7 protein-coding genes and 1 pseudogene are annotated in these 9525 nt (G+C 71.9%); all 8 read right to left on the bottom strand.

What is annotated here, in order from left to right; translation table 11 throughout:
* Positions 1-369: 369 nt before the first annotated feature.
* The 8 genes and pseudogenes from ABZ371_RS07835 to sfnG all read right to left on the bottom strand — a co-directional run bounded on the left by ABZ371_RS07835 (position 370) and on the right by sfnG (position 9306).
* Positions 370-1026: a fasciclin domain-containing protein gene (locus ABZ371_RS07835; protein WP_358675057.1), complete on the bottom strand. Its 657-nt coding sequence runs from the start codon at positions 1024-1026 to the stop codon at positions 370-372.
* Positions 1027-1137: 111 nt separating this feature from the next.
* Positions 1138-2763, bottom strand: coding sequence for a molybdopterin-dependent oxidoreductase (locus ABZ371_RS07830; RefSeq protein ID WP_358675063.1), 1626 nt, complete (start codon positions 2761-2763; stop codon positions 1138-1140).
* A 609-nt stretch (positions 2764-3372) separates the two neighbouring features.
* Positions 3373-3666, bottom strand: coding sequence for a hypothetical protein (locus ABZ371_RS07825; protein WP_358675054.1), 294 nt, complete (start codon positions 3664-3666; stop codon positions 3373-3375).
* 317 nt (positions 3667-3983) lie between these two features.
* A complete protein-coding gene (locus tag ABZ371_RS07820) occupies positions 3984-5141 on the bottom strand; it encodes an LLM class flavin-dependent oxidoreductase (protein ID WP_358675051.1) in 1158 nt (385 codons plus the stop codon).
* Between the two features lie 31 nt (positions 5142-5172).
* Positions 5173-6370 (bottom strand): annotated as a pseudogene (locus tag ABZ371_RS07815) (SfnB family sulfur acquisition oxidoreductase).
* On the bottom strand, positions 6367-6924 hold the full coding sequence (gene ssuE, locus ABZ371_RS07810; RefSeq protein WP_358675048.1) for an NADPH-dependent FMN reductase: 558 nt from the start codon (positions 6922-6924) through the stop codon (positions 6367-6369). Before ssuE ends, ABZ371_RS07815 begins: the two are co-directional and overlap by 4 nt.
* 10 nt (positions 6925-6934) lie before the next feature.
* Positions 6935-8152, bottom strand: a complete 1218-nt coding sequence (locus ABZ371_RS07805) for an acyl-CoA dehydrogenase family protein (RefSeq protein WP_358675045.1) — start codon at positions 8150-8152, stop codon at positions 6935-6937.
* Positions 8153-8178: 26 nt separating this feature from the next.
* Positions 8179-9306, bottom strand: coding sequence for a dimethylsulfone monooxygenase SfnG (gene sfnG, locus ABZ371_RS07800; protein ID WP_358675043.1), 1128 nt, complete (start codon positions 9304-9306; stop codon positions 8179-8181).
* Positions 9307-9525: the final 219 nt, after the last annotated feature.

Here is a 9525-nt window from a genome sequence, read left to right as displayed (position 1 = left end):
GGAACTGAGACTCGACCTCCCCCGGTCGCGGGGGGGGGGCGCCCACCCCCCGGGCCCCCACCCACACCCCCCCCCCCGCCAAACCCCCGGCCGAGAGCCCGCCACCCCACCCACCCCCCCCCCCCCCCGCCCCCGGGCCCCCCACACCGTGTTGCACGGTTCTCTTTTTTCCCCCGTAGGTGAGGGCTGCTCAGGGCCGGCCCGGAGGCGTTTCCGCCTCACGGACCGGCCCTGAGCATGGGCACCCGCCGAACTCCGCCCGGTGGACGGCCGGCGGGTGCCACGCAGCACGGGGGGACGCGCGCCCCCCGGTCGCTCCTCGTCGGAGCGACCGGCCAGGCGTGCTTCCCCAGCCGCCACGTAGGAGTGTCAGCTCTTGGGCATCAGGACGGTGTCGATGATGTAGACGTTGGCGTTGGCAGTCCTGACGTTCCCGCAGACGACCTCGGCGGAGTCGTTGACCGTGTAGGACTCGCCCGATCCGGAGGTCGTCACCTTCGACTTCTCCAGCGTGTCGAAGGAGCCGTTCTCCAGGGCCTCGGGCGTGAGCTTCTGGCCGACGACGTGATACGTGAGGATCTTCGTCAGCTGGGCCTTGTCGTTGAGGACCTTGTCCAGGGTCTCCTTCGGGATCTTCGCGAAGGCGTCGTTGGTGGGCGCGAACACCGTGATGTCCTGCGCGTTGTTGAGGGTGTCGACCAGGCCGGCCTTCTTCACCGCGGTCACCAGGGTGGACAGCGCCGGGTTGTTCGAGGCGGCGGTGGCCACCGGGTCCTTGGCCATGCCGTCGAAGGAGCCGGCACCGTCCTGCGGCACCGAGGAACACGCGGGACCGAAAGGCTGGTCCACGCTGCTCGCGTCGGTGCTCGCATCGCTCGTGTCGTCGCTCTCGGTGGCCGGGGCCGACACCTTGCCGGAAGAGTCCGACCGGCCCGAGTCGTCGTCGTCGGAACAGGCGGTCAGAGCCAGGGGCAGAACGGCGGCAACGGCGAGAAGACCGGCGGTACGGCGGATACGGGTGCTCATCATGTTCTCCTACTGGACGGTGCAGCACTGAGCTGCGTCTGCGGGGTTGCGGGTCATGGGAGGAGCGGTTCAAGGGGGGAAGGGGCCGGGGCCCTCACGAGCGCCCGGTGGTCACTCGACGGTGACGACCACGGAGTGCCATCCGCTTGCGCCGTCGGGCACGGTGCGGGTGCGTCTGTCGGTCTGCACGGTGCCGGTGCGGTCGGTGGCACGCACCGTGAGGGTGTGGCTGCCCTTGGTGGCCTTCCAGGGAAGCGACCACTGGCGCCAGGTGTCCCGGGTGTCCTCGGCGGCCAGGTGGGCTTCCTGCCAGCGGCCGTCGTCGATGCGGACCTCGACCGTGTCGATGCCGCGGTGCTGGGCCCAGGCGACCCCGGCCAACATCACCGTGCCGGCCTCGGGCCGGGCGAACGGCTTGGGGGTGTCGATGCGCGACTGGGTCTTGATCGGCGCCTTGCGGGCCCAGCCGCGCTTGACCCAGTACGGGTCGTAGGAGGCGAAGGTGGTGAGCTCGATGTCCTCGATCCACTTGCAGGCCGACACGAAACCGTACAGGCCGGGGACGACCATCCGGACGGGGAAGCCGTGTTCGAAGGGGAGCGGTTCGCCGTTCATGCCGAGGGCGAGCATCGCGTCCCGGCCGTCCATGACGTCCTCGACCGGGGTTCCGATCGTCATGCCGTCCACCGAGCGGGCCACCAGCTGGTCCGCCCGGCCGCCCCGGGGCGGAGGCTTCACCCCGCACTCGGCGAGCAGATCGGCCAGCCGCACGCCGGTCCAGCGGGCATTGCCCACGTACGGGCCGCCGACCTCGTTCGAGACACAGGTCAGGGTGATGTCCCGCGCGATCAGCTCACGGCGCAACAGGTCGTCGAAGGAGTAGGCGGCCGGACGGCGCACCCCCCTGCCGTGAATCCGCATCCGCCAGGCCGTGGCGTCCACCTTGGGCACCACCAGTGCGGTGTCCACCCGGTAGAAAGACGTGTTCGGGGTGACGAAGGGGCTGGTTCCGGCCACGCGCACCCCGGCCCTCTTCGGTACCGGGTGCGCCGGCGACCCCGGATCGGGCAGTACGACCTTGTCACGTGAGGCTACGGCGTCCTTGCCGTGGGAGGCGTTCAGTGACCGGCCGACCCCGCCCACCGCTGCCGAAGCCGCTGCGGCGGAGACGGCGGCCAGCACGAAACCCCGCCGGTCCCACCCTGCGGGGGACGGACCGGCCGCTTCCCCGCTCGTAGTGCCGGGCTCCCCCGCCTTCGCTCGGGCAGGCGCGGTGAGGCGGCCCACCAGAACGTGCAGGAACAGCGCCCCTGCGACCGCCCCCAGCACGGAGGGCAGTGCGTCGGTGAAGCCGGTGGAGTCGGGCCGGGTGGTGGCGGCCGCCGCCCCGATGCCCCCGAGGAGAAGCACCCCAGCGGTTCCGACTCGCTGGAACCGCACCGCCAGCGCACCCGACACGAGCGCCAGCACGGCCAGCACGGCCAGGATGCCGAGCTGCAGCACCAGCTTGTCGTTCGTGCCGAAGTGACGGATGGCCCAGTCCTTGACCGCGGCGGGCGTCGCGTCGATGGACGCACCGCCCACCGCGATGACCGGACTGGACTGCGGACGCACCGCCGCCGCGACCAGTTCGGCCACCGCCAGCGCCGCGAAGCCGGCCAGCGCCCCACTCAACGCACCCAGCGCCGGACGGGGCAGGCCCGGCCGTACTCGCTGATCCTTCTCGTCGTCCGTCACACAGGGAATCCGGATCTGCCCGCCGAGCGGATTGGTCGCGGCCCTGATCGGGTGAAAAGGGTTTTCGGGCCCATCCATCCTGCGTTCCGCAACGTATTACGTGGTTGCACAGCTACGGACGTCCCCGTCCTTGCCGCACCGGGGCACAGGAGCAACAGCCTTCCGAGGTCGCCCAGGCGGGGGGATCTGGATCACGTTGCCCGACAGGACCTGGCGGGTTCCGCAGGTCGGGTGAGCGGCGGGTGACTGCGGGGGTGGCGAGGACGGCGGGACAGCTGATGACGAGGAGGATGCCCGTCCCGGCGGTCGCGGGGAGGCGTTCTCCGACCACCAGGACGGCGAGAACGGCAGCCGCGGCCGGTTTCGGGCAAGGACGGGGTGGTGGGACGGGGTGGTGGCAGTGCCGGCCCGCACGCGGGCGAGGAAACAGGACGTGACCGGCGAACATCGGGATGAGCGCCATGTGCACGCCGCCGGCTGCGTCGGACCAGGAGGTGACCAGCGCGCGGGCCGGCCGACGCCGGTCACAGCCGGGGTCCGGCGACCCGGGATCCCCACCCCGTGACGGCCTCGCCGTCCGAGGCCGGCGGCCTCCGGGCCCTCCATGGTTCAGATGTGCGCCGAGGGCCCTTCGCCGGGTGGGAGGACAACGATGCCCTCCAGGAAGTCCGCCATGGAGAAGTGTGTGGCGGCAGCGTGCAGGGCCCGGAATTCGTCCGCCCGGATCGGGGTGCCGAAGTACTGCAAGACCTGGCTGGCGTCGTCGATCGCGATCTCCGGGTCTCCGTGCCGGGCCGCCTCCAGATCGGACGTCAGCGCACCGCGGGCGGGGTGGAACACCGCGAGGCGGTCACGGATGGCCGCGATCGCACGGGCGGTCAGGTCTGCGGGGTCGCTGTCCATGGGGGCTCCGGGGTCTGTGGAATCGGTCCGTCACCGGGGATCGGCGCCCCGCGGGGCGGTCCAGGCCACGACGAGTCCGGGACCACCCCGGTCCCATGATGACCGGCTGGAGGGGATGCACACGGTCATGACGTCGATCGGTTCGCCGTCCGGCGCATGAATCGTCGGGTGAGCGCGAAAGTAGCGCCGAGCCGTGTACGCGCTCCCGTTCCGGCGACAGGCACACTTCCGCTTCGGCGGCCACGGAGGACTTCGCGGTGTCGTGGCCGCGGGGCCCTGACGTCAGGACTCCGCTCCCCGACAGCCGGAGGACGCGTTCACGGGCGCCCCGCGCCGGCGAACGGCACCTGAGCGGAAGCGGCCGCCGACCGCTCGAACGGGTGTCGCCAGAGTCCTCGCGCCTGCAGCCTGGGCAGGACGCCCTCGCCGAACCAGTAGGCCTCCTCCAGGTGCGGGTAGCCGGAGAGCACGAACTCCCCTATGCCCAGGGCCGCGTACTCCTCGATCCTGTCGGCGACCTCGTCGTGGCTGCCGACCAGGGCTGTGCCCGCGCCGCCGCGCACCAGACCGATACCGGCCCACAGGTTGGGGTGGATCTCCAGCCCGTCGCGGTTGCCGCCGCCGTGCAGGGCGAGCATGCGCCGCTGCCCCTCCGACTCGCTGCGGGCCAGCCCGGCCTGCACCGATGCCACGGTTTCCGGGGCGAACCCGTCCAGCAGCCGGTTCGCCTCCGCCCAGGCCTGCTCGGACGTGTCCCGGGCGATGACGTGCAGCCGGATGCCGAAGCGGAGGGTACGCCCCTCACTCGCCGCCAGCCCCCGTACCCAGGCGACCTTCTCGGCCACCTGCGCGGGCGGCTCGCCCCAGGTGAGGTACACGTCGGCGTGCCGGGCGGCGACCTGGCCGGCGATCGGCGAGGAGCCGCCGAAGTAGACCTCGGGCACCGGGTCGGGCACCCGCGCCAGGCGTGCGTCCTCGATCCGCAGGTGCTCGCCGTGCAGGTCGACGGTATCGCCGGTCCACAACTTCCGTACCACCTCGAGGAACTCACCGGTTCGGCGGTAGCGCGCGTCCTTGTCGAGGAAGTCCCCGTAGGCGCGCTGCTCGTGGCTCTCGCCACCGGTGACGACGTTGAGCAGCAGGCGGCCGCCCGTCTGCCGCTGGAAGGTGGACGCCATCTGCGCGGCGAGCGTCGGGGAGACGAAGCCGGGCCGGAAGGCGACGAGGAACTTCAGGCGTTCGGTGTGCTGGGCGACCATGGCGGTGGTCAGCCACGCGTCCTCGCACCAGGCGCCGGTCGGGGTGAGGGCGCCGGCGAAACCGAGGTCCTCGGCGGCACGGGCGATCTGGCTCAGGTAACCGACCGTCGGCGGCCGGTCGCGGCCGGAGGCGGTCGCCGGGGTGCCGTGGCCGCCGCCGACGACATGGCGGCTGTCGCCGTTGGTGGGCAGGAACCAGTGGAAGGTGAGGGACACGCGGGAGCTCCGATCGGATGCGCGGGGGGCGTCAGAGAAGTCCGTGCCGGGACGGCCGGGTGCCGTTCAGCACGTAACGGCCGATGTGCTGGACCTTCCAGCGGGCCGGGTCGTGCAGGGAGTGGGTGCGGGCGTCCCGCCAATGGCGGTGCAGCCCCAGGGAGTCGAGCGCCGAGCGCGTCCCGGCGACCTCGAAGAGCGCGCTGCCGAGCTCCACGGCCGCCTCCGCCGCGGTCACCTTGGCGGTGGCCACGGCGATCGAGGCCGCCGCGGCCGAGTCGTCGGTCAGGTGGGCGCGGGCGGTGTCGACCGCGCGTGCGGCCTCCCGGAGCAGCGCCTCCGCCGCCCGGAACCGGATCGCCAGTTCACCGAACCGCTGGATCAGCAGCGGGTCCTCGGTCGCGGTGGCGTGCCCCTCCTCGACGCTCTCGAACCACGGACGGCTCCTGGTCCGGACGAACTCCACCGCCTCGGCCAGCGCGCCCGAGGCGATCCCGGTGTCGATGGCGGCGTGCAGCAACTGGGCCAGGGCACCGTGGAGCTGCGGCCCTCGGAAGGTGAGGTGGTGCGGGACGACCCGGTCGGCGGGGACGGGAACCGCCTCCAGACGGACGGTGCCGCTGGCGGTGGTGCGTTGGCCCATGCCGTCCCAGTCGTCGACCACGGTGAGTCCCGGAGCGTCCCGCGGCACGTACGCCACGTGCAGTGTGTCGTCCTCGGCGCGGGCGAGAACGGGGATCCAGTCGGCGAAGAGGGCACCGGTGGAGTAGTGCTTGACTCCGTCGAGGACGTACGAACCGTCCGGCTGCGGCACGAGCCGGGTGCGGATGTCCTGTACGTGGGTGGTGCCCGCCTCGGACTGGGCGTTGCCGAACCGCCTTCCGGCCAGCACCTCGCCGAAGAAGAACGTGCGCTGCTCGTGCGTCCCCTGCTGCTTGAGCACGTTGACGTACACGAAGTGGCTCTGCGGGATCTGCGCGAGGCTGGCGTCGGCGGCGGCCAGCAGCCGGAAGACCTCGGCGAGTGTGGCGGCGCCGACGTCGGCGCCGCCGAACTCGGCCGGGAACCGACACCGCCAGCAGGCCGGACGCCGAGAGCCGCCCCACCTCCTCGTGCGGCAGCCGGCGGCGGGCGTCCCGCTCGGCGGCGTCCCCGCGGAAATCCGCGGCGAGTGACGCGGCGACGGCGAGCGCCTCATCGTCGTCGGCGATCAGGTGTGCCGCGCTCACGCTGTGACGGCCAGTGCGGTCGTGCGGCCGCCCAGGGCGACGGAGAAACGGTCCGTGACCTGCGCCAGGGCCTCCGCCGAGCCGGGGGCGACGGTCAGGGTGCCGTCGTCGCCGGTCGTGATGTCCCTGTCGAGGGTGAACCAGCCGGGGACTATGTGGGTCGCGCCCATGGAACTGAGTACGGGGCGCAGCGCGTAGTCGATGGCCAGCACGTGTGCGGGGGATCCTCCGGTGGCCAGCGGGAGGACCGTCTTACCGGTCAGCGCGTACTGCGGGAGCAGGTCGAGGAGCGACTTCAGCAGGCCGGAGTAGGCGGCCTTGTAGACCGGGGTGCCGACCACGAGGCCGTCGGCCCGCTCGACCAGCGCCGTGGCCCGCACGATCGCCGGGTGTCGGATATCCGCGCCGAGCAGGGCTTCGGCGGGCAGGTCGCGGACGTCCAGGGGGATCACCTCGTGCCCCTGCGCGACGAGCCGCCGGTCCAGGTGGCGCAGGAGGCGTGCGGTGCGGGAAGTGGCGGAGGGGCTGCCGGAGACGGACAGGATCGTGGCCATGGGGGACCCTTCAGGAGTACCAGGTGGGCTGCGGCAGTTCGCCGGTCAGGACGTGCCGGCCGACCTCGCGGCGCTTGTAGGCGACGGGGTCGTGGAGCGTGTGGGTGCGGACGTTGCGCCAGAAGCGGTCGAGGCCTTCGGCGGAGGCGGTGGCACGGGCCCCGGTCACCTCAAAGATGCGGTTGGTGATCTCCAGGGCGACGTCGGTGGCGCGGGCCTTGGCCGCGGCCACCCGCACCTCGAACTCGCCCCGGGCCTGCTCGGTGACAGCGTCGGGGTCCTCGTGCAGCTTCTGGCCCTCCGCGGCCACCGCGTCGGCCAGCGCCTCGGCGGCCCACAGCTTGGCGGTGAGGTCGCCGTAGGTGTCGATGACGTACGGCTCGTCGACGGCCTGGTCGTGACCGCCGTGCAGCCACGGGCGGGCCTTGGCGCGGGTGTAGGTGGCAGCGGTCTCCAGGGCGCCGGCCGCGATGCCGAGGTAGAAGCTGACGAAGACGAGCTGGATCGTCGGCACGTTGAGCGTGTTGTACACCCGGGGCGTGAACCGCTTGTCCACGTATCCGGCCGCGTCCGACCAGGGGACGCGTACGGCGTCGAGGCTGACGCCGCCGCTCTCGGTGAGGCGCTGCCCGATGTTGTCCCAGTCGTCGTGGAAGGTCAGGCCCGCGCTGTCGGAGGGGACGATGGCGAAGACGTGGTCGTCGGTGCCCTCCAGGACGCCTTCGAGCACGGTGACGTCGGAGACCTTGCTGCCGGTGGAGAAGGTCTTGCGTCCGGTGAAGGCGAGGGTGTCCCCCTCGTCGCGCACGACCACGTCGCTGTCGCGGGGGTTGACGGCGCCGCCGAAGAACCAGCGGTTGCGTGCGGCTTCGGCCTCGACGTGCTCCCACTGCTCGCGGGTGCCGACCAGGCGGGCGGCCCAGTTCCACAGGTAGTGGTAGCCGAGCAGCTGGCCGATGGAGCCGTCCGCCTCGGCGATCTCGCGGACGACGCGGTAGGCGGTGGGCCAGTCCTGGCCTCCCCCACCGTGCTCGACGGGTCCGAGCAGGGTGACCAGGCCGGATTCCTTCAGGAGCCGGACCTCGTCGTAGGGGGTGGCGCCGGCCTTGTCCCGGTCCGCGGCGTCGGTGGCGAGGACGGCGGCGACCTCCGAGGCGCGGGTGATCCAGCCCTGCGCGTCCTTCGGCGGGGGGACGGTCTGCCAGTCGGTGCGTGCGACGGTGCTCATCGGCTTCTTCCTTTCGTACGGGTAGGTCAGACGTGTGCGGCCGACGGTTCGGTCTCGGTCTGCTGGGCCTCCAGTTCGCGCACCAGGGGCAGCACCCGCCTGCCGAAGTACTCGACCTCCTCCAGGTAGTGCAGGAAACCGAGGAGGAAGAGGTCGACGCCGAGCCGCTTGTAGGCGACGATCCGCTCGGCGATCTGCTCGGGCGTGCCGATGAGGCCGGTGCGGAAGCCGTCGTTGTACTGCACGAGGTCCTCGAAACCGGAGTCCTGCCACATGCCCTTGCCGTCCGCGGTGGACTGCCCGGCCTGGCGGACGGCCTCCTGGAAGCCGTGGACGGCGGGTGTGTCGGCCTTGGCGACGATCTCGCGGAGCGTCTCGCGGGCCTCGGCCTCGGTGTCGCGGGCGATGAGGAAGCCGTTGAGCCCGAACTTCGGTGCGGTGCGGCCCGCTCGGGTGGCGGAGGCGCGGACGTCGGTGATCTGTTCGGTGACGCCGTCGAAGTCCTTGCCGTTGCTGAAGTACCAGTCGGAGACGCGGCCGGCCATGGCGCGGGCGGCGGTGGAGTTGCCTCCCTGGAAGATCTCCGGGTGCGGGCGCTCGGGGGTGTTGAGCGGCTTCGGCTTGAGGGAGAAGTCCCGCAGCCGGTAGAAGTCACCGGCGAGTTCGACGTGGTCCTCGGTCCAGATGCGGCGCAGTGCCGTGATGAACTCCTCGGCGCGGCGGTAGCGCTCGTCGTGCTCGAGCCAGGGCTCGCCGAGCGCCGTGAACTCCCCCTTGAACCAGCCGCTGACGACATTGACGGCGAAGCGGCCGCCCGACAGGTGGTCGGCGGTGGCGCCGAACTTGGCCAGGACGCCCGGGTGCCACAGGCCGGGGTGGACGGCGGCGATGAGCTTCAACCGCCGGGTGGCGAGGAGCAGGGCGAGGCTGAAGCCGGTCGACTCGTGCTGGTACTCGGCGCCGTAGCCGGCCATGTAGCGGACCTGGCTGAGGGCGTAGTCGAAGCCGTTGTCCTCCGCGAGCACCGCCAGTTCGCGGTTGTAGTCGTAGCCCCAGTCGGTGCGCTGCTCGATGGTGCTGGTGACGAGGCCGCCGCTGACGTTCGGCACCCAGTAGGCGAAGCGGACGGGATCGGTTCCGGGGAATTCGGGCATGGGGAGACTCCTGGCCGGCGAATGCTGAGCGAGAGCGTGCGAAGAGCCTTCCGGAGTGCGGAGGCGCTGCGGCGGTGGTCCCGGACGTCCGCCGTCACAGGGGGATGCGAGCCGGGACCGGAGTGCGCGGAAGGGAGGAGGGGTGCAGGGCGCGGATGCGAGGGTTTCCCTCGGTGCGCTCAGGCCCGACAGCGACAGCTGCAGACACGCGCGAGGTCG

Origin of the sequence: Streptomyces sp. NPDC005899 (assembly GCF_040629645.1) — a bacterium.
Lineage (GTDB): Bacteria > Actinomycetota > Actinomycetes > Streptomycetales > Streptomycetaceae > Streptomyces.
The sequence above is the reverse complement of the archived record's forward strand: the minus strand, read 5'-3'. Positions and strand labels throughout refer to the sequence as shown.

What these genes read in the sequence shown, in the direction of transcription:
- sfnG (WP_358675043.1), bottom strand. Translation starts at nt 9,306, where the DNA reads ATGCCCGAATTCCCCGGAACCGATCCCGTCCGCTTCGCCTACTGGGTG.
- ABZ371_RS07835 (WP_358675057.1), bottom strand. Translation starts at nt 1,026, where the DNA reads ATGAGCACCCGTATCCGCCGTACCGCCGGTCTTCTCGCCGTTGCCGCC.
- ssuE (WP_358675048.1), bottom strand. Translation starts at nt 6,924, where the DNA reads ATGGCCACGATCCTGTCCGTCTCCGGCAGCCCCTCCGCCACTTCCCGC.
- ABZ371_RS07825 (WP_358675054.1), bottom strand. Translation starts at nt 3,666, where the DNA reads ATGGACAGCGACCCCGCAGACCTGACCGCCCGTGCGATCGCGGCCATC.
- ABZ371_RS07805 (WP_358675045.1), bottom strand. Translation starts at nt 8,152, where the DNA reads ATGAGCACCGTCGCACGCACCGACTGGCAGACCGTCCCCCCGCCGAAG.